Below are 16869 nucleotides of genomic sequence, written 5' to 3'. Positions count from 1 at the left end.
GAGTGTTGCTGCTAATCCATCGCTGGACTGCAACTGGAAACAACGGATCGTCACACATCAGGTAATATGTCGATTTCAAAGAGCCATCAGGGTTGCCCCTGACGATCCCGGCGTAGCGATTGCTTCGTAAAAATCTCGTTAAAATCGCGGGTTAGATATTCACCGCGCAGCGCGAAAAGCGCGTCCCACGAGAAGTGAGGTCAGGTCGAACAGGGAAGCAACATAACTCACCTGACCTAACGACCAACCCATCCCGATCCCTTCCTAAGTTCCTTCTCTTTCTCTCTATTATAGCACTGCGACATTTGGGTTTCTAGCATACTGCGACATGAAAAACCGCAGTTTTCTGCGGTTTCCTAGCATACTGCGACATCATTCCTAGCATACTGCGACATTGCTCTAGCGCACTGCGACATTTTTAACGGTTTGCAATTAGAGCAGTCGCAGCGTGCTAGGAAATATGATTGGAAGCATCACACGAATAATGACAGTTCCTTATCGGCCCTGTTAGAACAGTATTAGATAAATAGAAATGAAGGAAGCAGACCGTCAAAACTGCCACCTTCGGCAGTGGTCTGCTTCGCTTTGCTCATAAAGAAGTCTTTGTCCACTGTGTGTCTTGACGGTCCACACAGTGGACTTTTTTATGAGGTTATCAAAAATGGCCAAGAGCTATTACACCCAAGAAGAAATCAAAGCGCAGCAGCGCCTTAACACGGTCGCCACCTCGATTGAGGTTCCAAAGGCTTTCAAAGATCGCTTTCCTGATCTGACCGCTCAGAACGCGAACAAGTATTTCCGCAAATATCTCGATGTTGTAACAGCTTCCCTTTGGAAGAGCCTTCCTTATCTCACGGATGGTGCATTCACTCACATTTCGACGTCGGGCATGTATGATGCTTGCGGACACTTCCAACACAAGAACGAACGCATTTCAGTCTGGAATGCCTTCCGTGAAGTGTATCAGCTATTCTTCGTCATCACCAAGGGCAGCAACTTAACGATTGCAGATAACCCATTCGAGAAAAACTCAAAAGTCCAGATTGTCAACGAGAGGCTTATTAACATGCTCTTGAACGAACGCGCTCCAAAGAATGTATTCATTGAACTATATGACGATGATGACGCATCTGATCCAAAGTATGAACGCCTCGAAATCGACATGGAAAATCTCAAGAACTACATCGAGAACACCGAGTTTGAGATTAGCCGCACAACCGGCGAGCAAACTGCGCTACAGGCTAAATTGAAGCAGTCTCTTTATCAGGCGCAATTGATCTACAAAGTCGGTGAACACACAGAAGCGGTTCACAATTATGCGTTCCTACCTATGGAGCCAAGCCCAAGCCCATTCGGTCGCATCTATTACAAGGGCTTGAATATCCAGAATGTGACCAAGCAGGTTCGCAGCGCGGTCATTGGCGAGCATTACCAGTATGATATGAATGCAGCAGTCTATGCGGTAAAGCTGGCCCTGCTCAACAGCATCTATGGCGGTGAAAACAATCTGGTTGGTTCGCGCGTTGGCACTTACACCCGTGAGTATCTGACGGACAAGCAAGCGATCCGTAAGCGCCTAGCGGAGCATTGTTTCGACGGCTTCGGCGTGACCCGCGATCATGCGATTGATCGCATCAAGCAAGCCCTGACCGCTATCGGCTTTGGCGCAAAGACGAACGCAGGCATCTGGTTTGACGGCACGACGCAGAAGGGCACTGCGCTGACCGACATTCTGAAAAGCCCGGTCGTGCGCGAGAAGTTCTTGAATGACCCATGGGTTGAAGGCTTTCTGAGCGAGCAGTCCAGCATTGAAGCTGAAATCCTCGACCTAGTGAAAGCCGGGTCCGACTTTGAATCTGTCGCACAAGTAGTGAGAGAGCAGAACGGCTCCAACGGCAAAGTGAGCAATGTCCTGCTACTGGCGTACACATATCAGCAGAATGAGACGTACCTGATGGACGTTGCAATCGAGATTTTGGCAGCAAACAATATCCGAGTGAAAGCCCGTATCCACGACGCATTCATTACCGCCGCAAAGGTGCCTGCGAGGGTCATGGACGAGATCATTATGGAATGGTCCAGACTAAGCAGTCACATCACGTTGGATTGCGAACATATAGGTGCTTGGCGTCCGGTTGCAGTCAAGAAAGCAATAATCGAGCATGATCTTGGCGTTGAAGCCCATAAGGCGCATATTGCAGCAGAAGAGCGCAGAGCGCGCCTGAGCCTACGACACGGTTGAGATATGTCTGAACCGCAAGCATTGACTGTATCGAAGTAAAAGAAGGCAATGACAGAGGCATTAATGGTATGAGCGAAGACTACTCCCCAGCAATTCACTACCTATCTGACCTTATGGCGAGCAGGGATCACGCTCGAAAGCAGTGGAAGAAAGACGCTGGTGATTTGATTGGCGCACATGAGTTAGCGTTCAGCGCGTTGGTGAAGATGATACAGCGCCACAGTGCGAAACGGATTGATAAGCCGGAGCAGCATGTCGAAGGGCAGATTTGTTTGATTGCTCAGTTTCTAATCGGCATCGAAGTATGCGAGACCGCCATATCGGAGGGTATGTATTCTCAGGCGGCAGCGCTTTTGAAGCAGGAACTAGAAACCATCGCAGGGATTGACGAATACAATAACGGCACCCGGAAAGAAGGTGTAACTCCCAGAATATCAAAGACAGGGCCGACCGCTGGTTTCGGCCCTGTCTACGGAAGGCTGAATGAGATATGTCATGTGTCCCGCCATGAGATAGCCAAGAACCTAGTGACAGGGCAGGTTGGCGAAACTGTAGGCGCGAACATCATGCCAATATACAATAAGGATTTGGCACTGTTTCTATATGCCCAGCACGTTCACTATATCACTTTGGTAGCGCGACAAGCTGATGTGCTATTTGAGAGCGTTTACGGGGCAGGGATAAGCGACGAAGAAAAGACATGGGTTGGCACGGCGATCAGCATCATGTTAAAGTCTGGTCTAATGGATGCCTCGCCGACTGCGCCGGAAGAAGCTGCCGAGTATATACGCGCAACTAAGAACGGTGAATTGCCTGCGGTTTAGTGGATATGAGAAAGCCCCGCTGGTTTGGTTAGCGGGGCTTTTCTATGGTGACGGCTACGCCAGATATAATCGACAAACACAACCCACGCTTAGTAGGCTTCATACGGTTCAATAATGTCATCATCTTAGTCTTCTTCATAATCATTCTCCCTTTCCGTTAAAAATGCTGTGTAGACATTTTTCAATTATGTGGTGGAGAATGCTATGACCTACGACTTCAATAATCCAAACACTCCATGCGCCAGCCGGTCCCCCGCAGAGGAGCCTTGAAACTGATGGCGCGTATATAGTGCGTGGGTCCGTCAGTTTCAATATCTTTACAGATCGAGTGGATCGACACGTCGCTTCCTGATCTTCGACCTAATCCATTCCGCGAGGCGGATGAGTGTCCAGCCGATTGATAGCACGGCAGCGATCTGGGGCAGGAGTTGGGCTAGAGTTCCAGCGGCAAGCAGCCCAGACAGAATGTCTCCGATGTTTCGAGCATCTTCCAGATGATGGATCATCAGAGCACCTGACTGACTACGGTCGCAACCGCTGTTACGACGTTAGTCCATGTGCTGGCGTCTTCTTGAGACACAACGCCCATGATGGCGAAGAGGGATACAACGGCAGCAGCGACTACCTTGTTCTTGGCGACAACGGTAGCTACCCTGTCGATAACGGAAGTGAGTTTGATCTTCATAGTCTGGCGACCTCCAAATGGTATTTCGTATTTAGAGGAATGGTCGGCAGATACTGATGGTAGTGCCGGGAGAATGAACCCCCGGCAACTTAGTTAGGCTGCGTCCCAGACTGCAATGATGTTTGCTAGTCGCTGACGCTCTTGCTCAAGCTGGATTTTGCTACCATTGAGTATGCTCACATGCTGAGAAACTACCTGAGCAGTCACATAGTCGAGTGCCGTATCGGTAGCCGCATTAGCGTCTTCCATCATCTCATCGACAGCGGCCATCCTTAGTTCGATGGCTTCAAGGCTGGCTTCAACCTGCTGGCGCTGTGTTAGGTTTGGATTTGCATATTGGTTCATAGGTATTCCTCTCTTTCTTATAATTATCGGATTAGATGAACGTCCATTTCAGCCGCAGGTTGTTGATCGAGAAGTTCAAGTAGTTGCCGCTGATTTGTCGGGAGTAGTAGTCGCCCTGATTGACCATTCCGGTGTCAGTGTTGCCCTTGAATGGGACAACTTCGATAGTCACGTCACCGGTGAACGTGTCCGGGTCAGGGCCGTCGAAGTTCGTTGTGAGTGCGGCGGTGAAGGATCGCGAAGCGTAGGTGCTCTGCGCTGTGCCGGTCCACGAAGCACTTGCCAGAAGAACCCCATTCTTCTTGATGTAGATGGTCAAGCCTCCGTCTTGGAGATAGTCGATGTAATATGGCTTGCCGCTCTGCGTGGTGGTCGATCGCCCTGTTTGATAGGTGAATGCGAGATTGCCTTCTAGCAGGTAGCTGCCGTAGCCGGTGGTCTGGCCAAGTGTTCCAGAATACATTGTAGCGCCAGGATTGCCTGCCGCTGTCACAGGGCCAAGACGCTTCACGAAGCGCTGTAGAGCCAGCGCCTCCGGGTTGATCGTGCCACCGATCATCGCGTTGCCGGAAATGCGAATGTCGCCCTGAATATCGACACCACCACCGCCGTTGCTATCAGCGAAGACGGTCAATTGTGCTCGGCCACCCGACACGGCATTGACCTGCCAATATGCAGCGGTCTTACCGTTCAGATTGTTGATTGCGGTCTGTTGGACGTTCACCGACGAATTGAGTGTCGAGACGCTATTGTTCAGGCTCGCAATGGACGAGTTGGCTGTAGCGATTGCTGTCTGCGCGCTATTGATGGATGCCTGCTGAGTGGTCGCTACTGCGCTGCCGTTGCCAGCAGAGTAGCTGCAAGGCGTCGGTGCATTTGCGAATGTCTCGCGCACTTGCGGGCGCATGAACCATGCCCAGCTATCAGACTGGTTGCTGAGCGTTCCGAATTTGCGGAGATACAAACGCGCCTTCACAGCATCGGAAGGGGCTTGCCCCTTGAAGCCGACCTGCGTCCAGTTGCCCATGCTCGTGCCACCGCTCAGCGGAGTTAGGGCGCCAGACGATGGAGTTGAGACCGCACCGCCAGATGCGTTCTGGAACTGGAGATAGACTTGCACCTGACAGCGATGCGCTGCGACTTGGACCGAAACATCGTACCATTTGCTTGGCTGGATCGTGATGTCCTGCATCCAGTCGGAACTTCCCGAACTGCTGCTATTCTGCTGATAAACGCTTATCGCGTTCACATATTGCGGATGCCAGTCGTTGCCGCCGCCGTTGATGGGAAACACGATATTCGATTGACTGTTGATGCCGGTCCACCAGCCGGAAGTATCGACCGCAAATTCCGTGTTGGTCAGGAGATTACCACCGCCAGTCGAGTACTGGGCAGTCAGATTTGCTTGCGTGGTTGCCGTCGATGCTGCGCTTGATGCCGTCGCCGCCGAACCAGATGCCGCGCTTGCACTCGATGATGCTTCATTGGCTTTGGTTGATGCGGTGTTCGCGGAGTTGCTTGCCGATGTTGCGGACGATCCAGCATTAGACGAACTGGTCGCGGCGCTCGACGCGCTGCCAGCAGCCGCGCTTGCGCTATTCGAGGCATTATTTGCCTGTGTCGCTGCCGTGTTGGCCGAACCGCTAGCCGACGAGGCTGAATTGCCTGCATTGGTGGCGCTGGTCTGGGCATTGGACGCACTGGTCGCCGCTGCGCTCGCTGATCCGGCTGCGCTGTTGCTTTCGGTAACGTCTTCAATGCGAAGTCCGACGACGCGCGCATCGTGCACGGACCCGGCTTGACCGGCGTCGTTCTGGGACTGGACGAAGGGCTTGAAGCGAAGGATGTTTGCCGGAATGCCGAGATTAAACTCGAAATAGCTCCAGGTCGTCACACCGGCATTAGCCGCACGGCTATATGGGAACGAATATGATCCATTGGCCAATTGTCCCTGAATGCCGACATTAACCGGATATGCAGACGACGAGCCACAGCGCGCATAACCCGAGATACGAAAAACGCGATCATTGGTTTGGGGTAGCGGAATAAACTCTGCGCCTTCGGTTGCATCACGCGCCTGACTACGCAGTTCCTTGGTCGTGCCCAGCGCGCCGTTAGAATAGCTGGTGACAGATACCGAGCCATTCCACATGCCGGTGCTACCGTCTTCGAATGTCGGCTTCGCGATGAAATTGCCGGTCGCGTAACTGCCCGCATAAAGAGCCTGAGCCGCTGAGGTCGATGCGCTGTTGCCTGCATTCGATGCCGACGTGCTAGCCGCCGATGCGCTGTTGCTGGCGCTGGTTGCACTGCCAGATGCGGCATTTGCGGAGTTGCTGGCGTTTGTTGCCTGTGTCGATGCAGTGTTGGCGCTGCCAGCGGCATTGTTGGCCGAGGTCGATGCATTGCTCGCACTGGTCGATGCCTGACCCGCTGATGTCGCCGCATTGGTTGCACTGGTCTGGGCCGATGAAGCGGACGAACCAGCAGCCGATTGACTTGCGGATGCCTGAGAAGCGCTATTGGCCGCTGCGCTGGCTGATCCGGCTGCGCCTGTGCTTTCGGTGATATCCTCAATGCGGATGAACGAATAATCGACCGTAACCGTGGAAGACGCGGCCAAGAGGCGCAGCAAGCAACGGATGCTGGACGCGCCGGCTGCAATCATTGCGTTGGTCGTGGATGCCGGAACCGTGCCGGTCAGTTCAACCCATTGGTTCAGAGCCGTGAAGGTGTAAGTCGACTGGACTGTGCCATTGCCCATCGTGCTGCCGGTCGTATTCACGCCAATGCGGAAAAGCTGAAGCTGGGCAAAAACGGAGCCGGTCTGCTGACGGACTTTTGCAGTGATACGATAAACGCGATCCGCTTGGAGCGGCATCATTCCGATATTGCCAACGTCGGTCTGAGCAGTCGCCGTGACGCGCATGGATCGACCGACATCGCTGTTGTTGACGAAAGCAAAGGTCGAATTCGCGGTGATCGGGTTTAGTGCAGCCGGTAGACCGCCAAAGCCCTGTTGCCAGAATTTGCCGTCCTGCTGGAAATCAGATGGCATCTGAGAAGCTGCGCTGAGCTTTGCGGAGACATCGGACGAGTTTGCGGCGGTCGCGCTGTTGGTGGCATCGGTTGAGGACGACGAGGCACTAGACGCGCTGTTCGCTGCCGATGTTGCACTATTGGATGCTTCATTGGCCTTGGTGGAAGCCGTATTCGCTGACTGGGTCGCGCTATTCGCGCTATTGCCCGCATTGGTCGCGGACGTACCTGCCGACGATGCGCTGGTTGCGGCGGCGGAAGCAGACGAGGCAGCGGCCAATTGGCTCGTAACATCCTCGATTTTCAGAAATGCGAGCTGGATCGTGTGCGTTTCTCCCGGTTCGAGGCGCAGCAGTGGGCGCAAGTAAGCGCCGCTACCCGCGATCACTGCGTCACCGGTTACGTCGATTGTTACGTTATACCACTGGTTTTGGACCGAAAGCGTCTGCAAAGTGGATGGCTGACCAATCTGACCATATGAACTGGACAGGTATATGCCGTAGAGGCGCACGCCCGGCGCAGTGGCCGATGTTGCGCGCACCGACATGGTTAGGCGATAGGTTCGACCGGCGATCACGCTGACAGCACCCAGAGGCGCGATGTATCGATATGTGGTTGTACCGCCCATTTGAGCGACGCGACCGACATTGGCGACATCGACAAACGAAACCGCATTGGACAAAGCTGCCTGAGAGCCGGGCACACCAGTGAAGGTGTGCGACCAGAACAAGCCATCTTGCATGAAGTCGGATGGCAACAGCGATGCAGCGGTTACCTTAGCACCATCAAAGCTGGACGATGCAGACACAGCCGCTGCCGCCGCCGAAGATGCCGAATTGCCCGCGTTTGTCGCGCTGGTCTGGGCATTGCTGGCGCTGCCCGACGCAGCAGACGCCGAGTTGCCCGCATTGGTCGCGCTATTGGCGGCATTGGTCGCACTGGTCGAGGCCGCATTCTTTGATGCGTTGGCGTTGCTCTCACTAGTTGCGGCATTGCTGGCGCTAGTCGATGCCTCGCCGGCCTTTGTGGTCGCGGTATTTGCGGAATTCGACGCCGACGTGGCCGATGTTCCAGCATTGGTCGCGTTGGTCGATGCAGTGGAAGCCGAAGTTGCTGCCGCCGATGCGCTGGCCGCTGCGCCATTTGCCGAAGCCAGAGCCGCTTCGCGTTCGGTAACGTCTGTAATGCGGATTTCACCAACACGGAAAACCAGCGATCCCGAAGTCTCTGATGAGTTCAGACGCAAGCCAGCACGGAATAGTACGACATCGGCCGGGATGGTGGTCACACCGGAGATGGTATCAAGGGAGAACTTGCCAGTTAGGACATTGACAGAACCGGTGGTCGAGTAGTTCCCAATGGTGCTTGATCTATAATTGGATGCTGCTGTTCCGAAGCCGGATAGCATCGTTCCCAAAGCGATGTTGAAGCTAACCGAGCCGTCACTCTGCGTGATCTTGAACGAAACCGAGACTTCATAGATGCGACCGGGCTTTGGTGCGATCACGCCTTTAGTCAGGATATTATTGCCTGCACCGGCCCAGTTGTTGAATTCCAACGACGGACCCATGTCGGCGTCGATCACCGCAGTTCCTGGAATGTCGGCCAAGCTGGTTGGATTGCCGGTTCGCTGGTTGGTCCAGTGCTTCGCGCCTTCATCAAAGGTCGATGGCAAAATGGGCGATGAGACATAGAGCGCGCCGAGCGTGCTGTTATAGGTCGAGTTCGCGGATACCGCCGATGCAGCAGCAGAAGTCGCCGCGTTACCTGCTTCCGTGGCTTTTGTGCCTGCGGTCGATGCCGAGCCGCTTGCAGCCGTTGCGCTATTTCCCGCATTTGTGGCGCTGGTCGCGGCATTGGTGGCGGAAGTTGCAGCCGCATTCTTCGACCCTAGCGCATTGCTCTCGCTGGTTGCGGCGTTCGTCGCACTGGTCGATGCTTCACCGGCCTTAGTGGTTGCAGTGTTAGCCTGTGTGGTCGCGGTCGATGCGGATTGACTTGCTTCCGTCGCTTTTGAGCTAGCCGTGGACGCCGAAGTCGCTGCGGCAGTGGCCGAGTTGCCCGCGTTCGTTGCGGATGTCGCAGCGGCTGTCTGAGACGTTTTGGCCGCATTTTCCGACCCCTTAGCATTTGTCTCACTGGTCGCGGCGTTGGTTGCGGAAGTGGATGCTTTACCGGCCTGTGTCGCGGCAGTGGTCGCGCTGGTCTGGGCAGCAGATGCGGAAGTGCCCGCATCGGTAGCGCTGGTCGCTGCGGCGCTGGCAGAAGTGGAAGCTGCATTTGCGGACGCGGCGGATGCTTCGCGCTCGGTCACATCGAGCAGGCGAATTTCGCCAATCACGAGCGTCAGCCCTGTTTCTGACGAGTTCAGACGAAGGCCGGGGCGGATATATTTTGTATTGGATGGAAGCGAGGCAATGCCAGCGCCGCCGCCGATCGCGAACTTGGCAGTGAAGGTCTGGACGACATTGTTGGCTGTGACGCTGGACGATCCGCCCGAAGCGAATGCCGCTGACGATCCATCTGTACCGACGTAGTTTTCGGCCATGGTCGCAAGGATCGGATTGAAGCTGACCGAACCATCGGAAGCCGTGACCTTGAAGCGAACCGTCACTTCATAGATGCGGCCCGCCGAGACAGCGACCGCGCCTTTGCTCAGGATATTCGTTCCGGCAGAGGTCCAATCGGAGAACTGTAGCGCCTGACCGAGATCCGCGTCTGTGACCTGAGTGCCAGCGGTCGTCGCTAGGGTTGCAGGTGCGCCATTGCGAACACGGGTCCAGTGCTTTGTGCCTTCCTCGAACGAGAATGGCAGCAATGGTTGATTATAGACCGTGTTGAGCAGGTCATTATACGTGGACGTGGCAGATACGTTGCTGGCCTGTGCAGCGGTCGCGCTATTTCCTGCCTCAGTGGCCTTGGTGCTGGCGGTCGATGCTGAACCAGATGCAGCAGTTGCGCTATTGCTGGCATTGGTCGCGTAGGTCTGGGCATTATTGCGGGCAGTTTCAGCCGCACCCTGAGCCGCAACGGCAGCATTTTTTGCCGTGGTCGAATTGCTGAATGCGGTTTCCGCGTCGGTCTTCGCTGTCTGTGCGGCTGCTTTGGCCGTTTCAGCAGCGGTTTTTGCAGTCTCGGCGGCGGTCTTCGCCGTGCCCGCGTTAGTCGCTGCGGTCTGGGCTTGTGACCTGGCTGTCTCTGCTGCGGTCTTTGCCGCAATGGCATCCGCTTCTGCGGCTTCTGCGTCGGCCTTTGCCTGAGCAGCATTGTTGCTCGCGGTCTGAGAAGTGGTCGCTGCTGCCTTTGCCGCATCCTCTGAGATTTTAGCGGCATTGGCCGAAGCTGCGGCGGTCGCCGTGCTACCATAGGTATCGATTAGCTCAGCAATGTCGGCGTTCGCCTCGTTGACCTTCTCCTGAATGCTCTTGGATTTGATGACCGTGCCGTCATCATCCTTGACTGCATCGAGCGCGGTGTCGGCAACGCCCTTGGCGTCATTGGCCAGCGATTGCGCGTTGTCGGCAGTCGTCTGGGCGGCAACGGCAGCTAACGCTGCGTTCTCGGCCTGCTGTGCCAGCTCGTTGACGATAGGCGAGGCTTCGCTATCGGAATGGACGCCCCAGCAGCGCTGAAAACCGTAGCTGACCTTCTTGATCGGCGGCTTTGTGGGGTCTTCCTTCCAGTCGAGCAGGATGGGGAATGTCGAACGATCGCTGTTAAGCGTGATCGCAGATTTAGTGGACGCGTAGAACTTGCCGCACTGCCAAACGCCGCTCTTGTCAGCGAACACGAAGCAACCGGCCTGCCTGAACAGGGATTGCAGCGCCTCAAGCGCCTCGACCTGGCCTGTGACGTAGAGGTTGGTTTGGACCGACGAGACAGCAGCAAAGCTGCCGATCTTGTTCGCCGGAACGCCAGCAGCGGTAAGGATCGCGTTCGCAATGTCAGCGAGCGATGTGCCACCGGGCATAGTGACATCGGCGGTGATCTTGGGTGTAGGAGTGCCGCCGAAACGGAACATGCCTTCTGCCAAGCAAGTGGCATATTCACCCGACACAAGCGGCAGCGCGATCAGCGCGGCATAGGAAGCCGCGTTGCCCTTGAATTGGTCGGCTTCCAGCGGAAGGCCATATTCATAGGGCTGGATCGAGGCGACCGCGCCATAGCCATGAACCTGATAGACGAGATTAACAGGATCGAGTTCGACCGGCTCCACTGATAGCGGAGTGCCAAAGCAGCGGGGTTTCAGATTGCCCTTGAAGCCCAACGGGCCTTCTGCGCCACCAATGCCAGTATAGGAGTTGCTGAGCAGCTTGGACGTTACATCGGCTTCTGGACCGAGCAGGCGAACAGTAACTTGGTTGCCGTCGCGCTCTAGGTTGGTGGTGCGGCCTTCACCGAAAAGAGTGTAGCTGGCGAAGTCAGTGCCATTCTCGCCATACCATGCGCGATAGAAGGCGTTGTTCCAGACATAGCTAGACCAGACATGATTAGTGAAGTCGTTGGAACAGAAGAAGCTAAGTTCGCCGCGCTCGATCTTGATGTCATCAAGCAAGCCGTCCGCTGAAAGCGTTGCTCCGGTATCTGGCATCGAAGTGATACAAGGGAGCCACGATTGGCCATTAGCCGTAGTGGCGTTCTTGTCCGCGCTGATGTTAGTCAGACGTAGAGTTGTGGGGGTGGTGCCGTTAAGCGGGGTGACTTCAAAGAGGAAATTGTATGTCTTCGCCATGCTCGTATTTATTGAGCATGGCTAAGCCTTAGATTTCTCGGACGTAGAGTTCCAGCTTGAAGTAGTCGGACGACACTGGGCTACCTTTAGCCATGCTGGTGATGCGGCCAAACAGGTTCTCGGATTGCAAGTATGCGCTGTCGCGATCAGGTAGGAACAAGACAGCCTTCTTCATGCCAACATCGCGCAGAAGGGGATACCAGTTGGTCCAATAGTTGGCTTCCTTGACATAACCGATTGTCACTTTCCAAGATGGTTTGACATCGAAGGGGTCAATGGCTTCGAAGCCGCGATATTGAGTGGACTGGCTCGTATCTTCGAAGGAGTGTTCCGCATTCAGGTCAATGCCATCTTCTTCAAGTCGCTTGCCGATCACGACGCGGGCAGCTTCGACATATCCCGCTGGGTTGCCTGTGCTGGTGATGTCGATGCGGATAAACGTCTCAGTGCGCGCACCACTTAAAGTGAGAAGCGTCAAGCTGCCTGCGCTGTTGCTGCTTCCACTAAATGCGGAGAGGTTGCCGCTGTCATAGGTAGGGCTTGCCGTGGTGTTGCTGGCCGAATTTGCTGCACGAATGCGAACCGTATCGGTGGCGCGCAGATTGTTTTTGACGAGCGCAATCGTGTCCCACGAACCCGCGCCAAGCTGTACGGTGATCTGCACGGAAGTCAGGTTTGACGAGCGCCACACCATCGAGGGATGATCGAGATTGAGATTGGACGCGGGCGCATTGCTGGCCGAATTGGACGAGCTAACCGCGAAATTGCGAGGGGCGCACATGATGGTAGGCATTATCCGTGCAACCTCGCTTCCGTTGTGCCGCTATTCAGGGAAGCGGTGAAGCTCAGGACACGGAACGGACGGCCATCGGTTACGTAGTCAGCGATGTTAGGAATGTAGCGCGGAACCTCTGCAATGAAGTCATCCAGCGTAATGATGCCGTCGATCTTGACGTTGAAGATACGAGCGGACTTGTTCTGATCGCGGATGAGGGTGGCAAGCTGACTTGCGGTCGTAGGATCGACATTTGCCTGAATTTGCTCTTCACGCGCATTCTTGTCGGTGACAGAAGTGTCCTCTTTGATGTCCCATCGGTATTCCTTCTTGATGAAGGATGCTCTGTTTGCGTCTATTGCCATGTGCTTATTTACGCGCCTCCCTTAGTTGTATTGCAGCTTGCCGTTGACTGCGCTGTAGCTGGACTTGCCGCCAATGTAAGTCACGACACCGCCAACGCCGTTTGCTTTCAACTCCTGTAGGATTTGAGCGAGGTAGTCGGTCTGTAGTGTCTGGTTTGCGGTGATAGCGTTTGTTTGGCTATTCAGTGCTGCTGACATATCGGTGCCATTGTTCACGCCGTTGAAGGCGTTCTCTACATTGGTCAGGAAACCGCCCGTTGTGGACTTCAACTCAGCGATGAGTGACTGATACTCTTTGGAGTTCATGCCGTAGATGGACTGGCCGTTTCCAAGCAGCTTATCAACGAGAGCAGAATATGCGGTTTGATCGACTTGCTTGCCCGCGAGCGCATCGGATTGATAGCTCTTGAACTTGTCCATATCCTCAGTGAACATCGCCATGGCTGACTTGCCGCTGGCTTCGCCGTTCAGCTTGTCCAGAATGTCGCGCAGGCCGCTAGTCTGTTCCTTGATGATGTCTTGTAGCTTCATGGTGCGAAGCTGCTCTAGCTGGGCATATTCCTCACTAGTTGCGCCTGCCTCATTGAATATCTTGGTGAGGTTCTTGAACTCCAAGCCAAGCGCGTCAATTGCAGCTCCGACAGGATCGAGGCGGCTCTTCAAGTCCTTGAACACATTTTCGAACGTGACAGCCTTCTGTAGCTGGGCCTCAATATCGCTGCCTGCTTTCAACAGCGCATTGGTGGAAGCCCTGACGCCCATAATTGCGCCATCGCTGATCGCATCTGAAATGGCTGCGCGAAGGGCTGCTTCTGCGCCATCCTTGCCGAAGTCCTGAACATCGCCGCCTTTTAGCTTTCCGGTCTTGCCCGAACCGCTGACACGCCATTTGCCCTTATACTGACCCAGCGACACGTTGTAGCCGCCGACATCAGCGCCAAGCTGCGATGCGATATTGTCGAGTGTGGACATGATTGTCGTGCCAGCGGCGGACGCGTTATCCTCATATGCCTGCTTATTGCCGCGTGTGGTCATCTGACCGTTCACGATGCTGGCAGTTCCCCACTTGGCCTTTTTCAGCAGACCGCCGAGTGCGCCGCCGATCAGCGATCCGGCCAGCGAACCAAGAGGGCCACCCAGAGCGCCACCAAGCGCACCGCCGAGCGATGAACCTGTGCCGTTAAGGCCGAGCATGGAGCCGACTGCGCCGCCAAGCTGCGCGCCACCGGCTGCATTGCCGAGGATATTGCCCAGACCCGACATGAAGTCGCCGTCCTTGCCGAACATGCTACCGAACGACTTTTTGAAGTCGCCGAAGCTATCGGTCATGCTGGACAGCGGCTTGGCGAATGTGTCCTTCTTGAACAGCTTGTCACCGAACGAACCGACGCCCTTCGAGAACGTGTCGCCAAGGCCGTTCAAGCTGCCGTCCAGCTTGCGGCCAAATACGTCCATCAGGCCACCGATTGCGCCCAGACCACCGAAGTTCTTGCCCGATGCGGCGAGCGCAATGCCCTGAATGGCCGCGCCTAGCTTGTTGATCGCAGAGCCGAACTTACCGGAGAAATGATCGCCTAGCGCTTCGATGCGCTGTCCGAACTCGTCGCGGAACTGGTTGGCCGTCTCAAGCGCAGCGCGAGCCAGACCGCTGTTGATCTCCTTATAGACCGCTTCACTGATGGTGCCATTTGCGCGGGCCACTTCTAGCGCGGCACGATCCATAGCGTTCTGCTTGTCGGCCTGGCCCTTACGATATGTGGCGCTGTATTGCTCCGCCAGATCGGTGGCACGGTCCAACTGCTGGTTCAGCAGCTTATTGGCATCGACGCGGGCAAGATCGGCGCGCAGAGCCTTCTCCGCAGCCTGATATGCAGCGCTTTGCAGGTCCACGCCCTGAGCCTGCGCCTTGTTGCGGAACTCCAGAACTCCGCGCTCTTGCTCAAGTTGATCCTTCGTCAGACCAGCAACGCGCTTCTTTGTCAGTTCCTCCGAGATCCCGGCTTCGTTTACCGCGTCGATATGTGCCTGAGCAGCATCGGCTAGGAACTTGTTGGTGCGGACTAGCTGGGTTGCAGTGAGCAGACGCTTCATCTCAGCGTCGTTCAAATCACGGCCAAGGATTTTCTGTAGCTCTAGCTGCTTCTTATAGTCCTCAGCCTTGGTGCCGAGCAGTTCAACGGTTGCAGCCTCATTCTTGAGAGTGTCCCAGAACTCCTTTTCCGCCTTAGCGCGCTTCTCAGCTTCGCTTGCGCCATTGTCCTTCTTTTTGTCGCCACCGGGCTTATCTTTTCCCATTGCAGCGAAGTCGATGTTACCTTTGTTAGTGCGACCAGCAGCTTCATCAATCCACTTGCGATTGCCTTTCTGGTCCTGCTGCACTCGGCCTGCGCCGGTCATCACGGCCCCGGCCACTTTTTGTGTGCGGTTGAATGACAGGTCGATTTTGCTGAACTTGGAGAAGTCACCCGTTAGAGCAGCGGCCAACGCTGCGCCGGTCTGCATGAACGCGGCCTTCAATTCGGCCAGTGCGACCTTGAAGATATTGGGAAGCTGACCAGCAACGAACTGCGCGGCACGGAGAATACCAACGAGGCTTTCGCCCATGCTCTGGCCGGTCGATTTGGTCGCGGGCATGAGCCAATCGAAGGCCATGCCGAACGCGCTACGGATGCCACCAGCGACCATGCCGATGATGTCACCAGCAAAGCCCATGACGCTGCCGATGACCTTACCGGACATCGCAACCCATTCACCGACGAACTTAAAGCCAACTGCTACCGCATCGAGCGCGCCCTTAAAGTCAGAAGCGCCTTGCTCGCCGCCGACCCACATCGAGAGCAAGCCACCCCCAATATCAACGACGAACGACAATAGGCCGCCGACAACATCCATGATGCCTGACAGCAATGGCGTGATCGCATCGAGGCCAGCAGACACGGCACCAACGACCTTGCCGACTGTCTTATTCAGAACGCCATCACCCATGGCCGCGAGCGTGTTGAAAATCTGATCTTCGAGCTGAGAGAACGCGCCTTGTGCGGTCGCCATCTGACGGGCCATTGCGCCGCCGAACTGCGTATTACCGATGCCGACGATGTATTTCTGAATTTCGGTCGCGTTCTTACCGACTGTCGTGGTCACGCCTTGGAAGGTGAACTTGACCTTATCGCCTTCCTGCTTGGCCTTGATACCGAACTCCTTGAGGCGTTCGAACTCGCCGGTAGTCGCGTCAGCAACGGCTTCCACGATCTGCGTCATGTCCTTGCCCATCGCGGATGCGGTGTTGCCGAAGCTGGTCATGATTGCGGTCGAGGTTTCCAGACCTAGAGCGCGCATTTTGATGAAGCCGGTTACGGACTGCTCAGTTGAGAAGGGGGTATTGTTGCCGAAGGCGACCAGTTCACGATAAGCAGCGTCAGCGGCTTCCGTGCTTTTCGTCATGGTCAGCAAGTTGGCTTTCCATGTCTCCACCTGAGCAGCGGCTTTGATTGCGGCGACGGCGAGAGCGCCCACGCTGAGGGCGACCGCGCCAACAATGGCAGCGACCGGACCCATGGACAGCAGTTTGGAAACGAGATTACCGACAACCGGGATCGCGGCAGCAGAACGACCATTAATGTCTTCAACGATCTTGCCGACTGCGCCACCGGCTTTCACATTGTCGTTCATTGCGCGTGTCAGGCGATCAATGGACTTGGTATGATTGTCGTTGGCCGCACCAGCGACCTTTGATGAATTGCCGACCGATCCGATGGCTTGATTGACGCGACGAGCGCCAGCTTCTGCACCAGCAGCTTCGATGTTAATTCTAATGACTGCTTGTGCGTCTGCCACGGGTTCTCCTTGTTATAAGAGGTTCCCG

Annotated in this window: 8 protein-coding genes; 2 read left to right on the top strand and 6 right to left on the bottom strand. The window is 55.4% G+C overall.

What is annotated here, in order from left to right:
* Positions 1 to 661: 661 nt before the first annotated feature.
* Entirely contained in the window at positions 662 to 2242 is a 1581-nt protein-coding gene (locus tag N6H05_RS23915) for a hypothetical protein (RefSeq protein WP_284111993.1), read from the top strand.
* A 68-nt stretch (positions 2243 to 2310) separates the two neighbouring features.
* Positions 2311 to 3066 (top strand): hypothetical protein, encoded by a 756-nt coding sequence (locus N6H05_RS23910; protein ID WP_284111992.1) that lies wholly within the window; start codon positions 2311 to 2313, stop codon positions 3064 to 3066.
* A 505-nt stretch (positions 3067 to 3571) separates the two neighbouring features.
* On the opposite strand, the gene N6H05_RS23905 is transcribed toward N6H05_RS23910, so the two are convergent.
* The 6 genes from N6H05_RS23905 to N6H05_RS23880 form a co-directional block, all read right to left on the bottom strand.
* On the bottom strand, positions 3572 to 3751 hold the full coding sequence (locus N6H05_RS23905) for a hypothetical protein (protein WP_284111991.1): 180 nt from the start codon (positions 3749 to 3751) through the stop codon (positions 3572 to 3574).
* 93 nt (positions 3752 to 3844) lie between these two features.
* The gene (locus N6H05_RS23900; RefSeq protein WP_284111990.1) at positions 3845 to 4096 is read right to left on the bottom strand and encodes a hypothetical protein; all 252 of its coding nucleotides are present in this window, start codon (positions 4094 to 4096) and stop codon (positions 3845 to 3847) included.
* Between the two features lie 31 nt (positions 4097 to 4127).
* Positions 4128 to 11867, bottom strand: a complete 7740-nt coding sequence (locus N6H05_RS23895; RefSeq protein WP_284111989.1) for a carbohydrate binding domain-containing protein — start codon at positions 11865 to 11867, stop codon at positions 4128 to 4130.
* 28 nt (positions 11868 to 11895) lie between these two features.
* On the bottom strand, positions 11896 to 12660 hold the full coding sequence (locus N6H05_RS23890; protein ID WP_284111987.1) for a hypothetical protein: 765 nt from the start codon (positions 12658 to 12660) through the stop codon (positions 11896 to 11898).
* Positions 12660 to 13007, bottom strand: a complete 348-nt coding sequence (locus N6H05_RS23885) for a hypothetical protein (RefSeq protein WP_284111986.1) — start codon at positions 13005 to 13007, stop codon at positions 12660 to 12662. The genes N6H05_RS23890 and N6H05_RS23885 overlap by 1 nt, the downstream gene beginning before the upstream one ends.
* 21 nt (positions 13008 to 13028) lie before the next feature.
* The gene (locus N6H05_RS23880) at positions 13029 to 16841 is read right to left on the bottom strand and encodes a tape measure protein (protein ID WP_284111985.1); all 3813 of its coding nucleotides are present in this window, start codon (positions 16839 to 16841) and stop codon (positions 13029 to 13031) included.
* Positions 16842 to 16869 lie beyond the last annotated feature (28 nt).

This window comes from Sphingobium sp. WTD-1 (assembly GCF_030128825.1).
Taxonomy (GTDB): Bacteria; Pseudomonadota; Alphaproteobacteria; order Sphingomonadales; family Sphingomonadaceae; genus Sphingobium.
Note: the sequence above shows the minus strand (reverse complement) of the source record. Positions and strands in the feature narration are given on the sequence as shown.

Excerpts from the sequence above, each read along its gene's own strand:
- N6H05_RS23915 (WP_284111993.1), top strand. The coding sequence starts at position 662 with ATGGCCAAGAGCTATTACACCCAAGAAGAAATCAAAGCGCAGCAGCGC.
- N6H05_RS23910 (WP_284111992.1), top strand. The coding sequence starts at position 2,311 with ATGAGCGAAGACTACTCCCCAGCAATTCACTACCTATCTGACCTTATG.
- N6H05_RS23905 (WP_284111991.1), bottom strand. The coding sequence starts at position 3,751 with ATGAAGATCAAACTCACTTCCGTTATCGACAGGGTAGCTACCGTTGTC.
- N6H05_RS23900 (WP_284111990.1), bottom strand. The coding sequence starts at position 4,096 with ATGAACCAATATGCAAATCCAAACCTAACACAGCGCCAGCAGGTTGAA.
- N6H05_RS23895 (WP_284111989.1), bottom strand. The coding sequence starts at position 11,867 with ATGGCGAAGACATACAATTTCCTCTTTGAAGTCACCCCGCTTAACGGC.
- N6H05_RS23890 (WP_284111987.1), bottom strand. The coding sequence starts at position 12,660 with ATGCCTACCATCATGTGCGCCCCTCGCAATTTCGCGGTTAGCTCGTCC.
- N6H05_RS23885 (WP_284111986.1), bottom strand. The coding sequence starts at position 13,007 with ATGGCAATAGACGCAAACAGAGCATCCTTCATCAAGAAGGAATACCGA.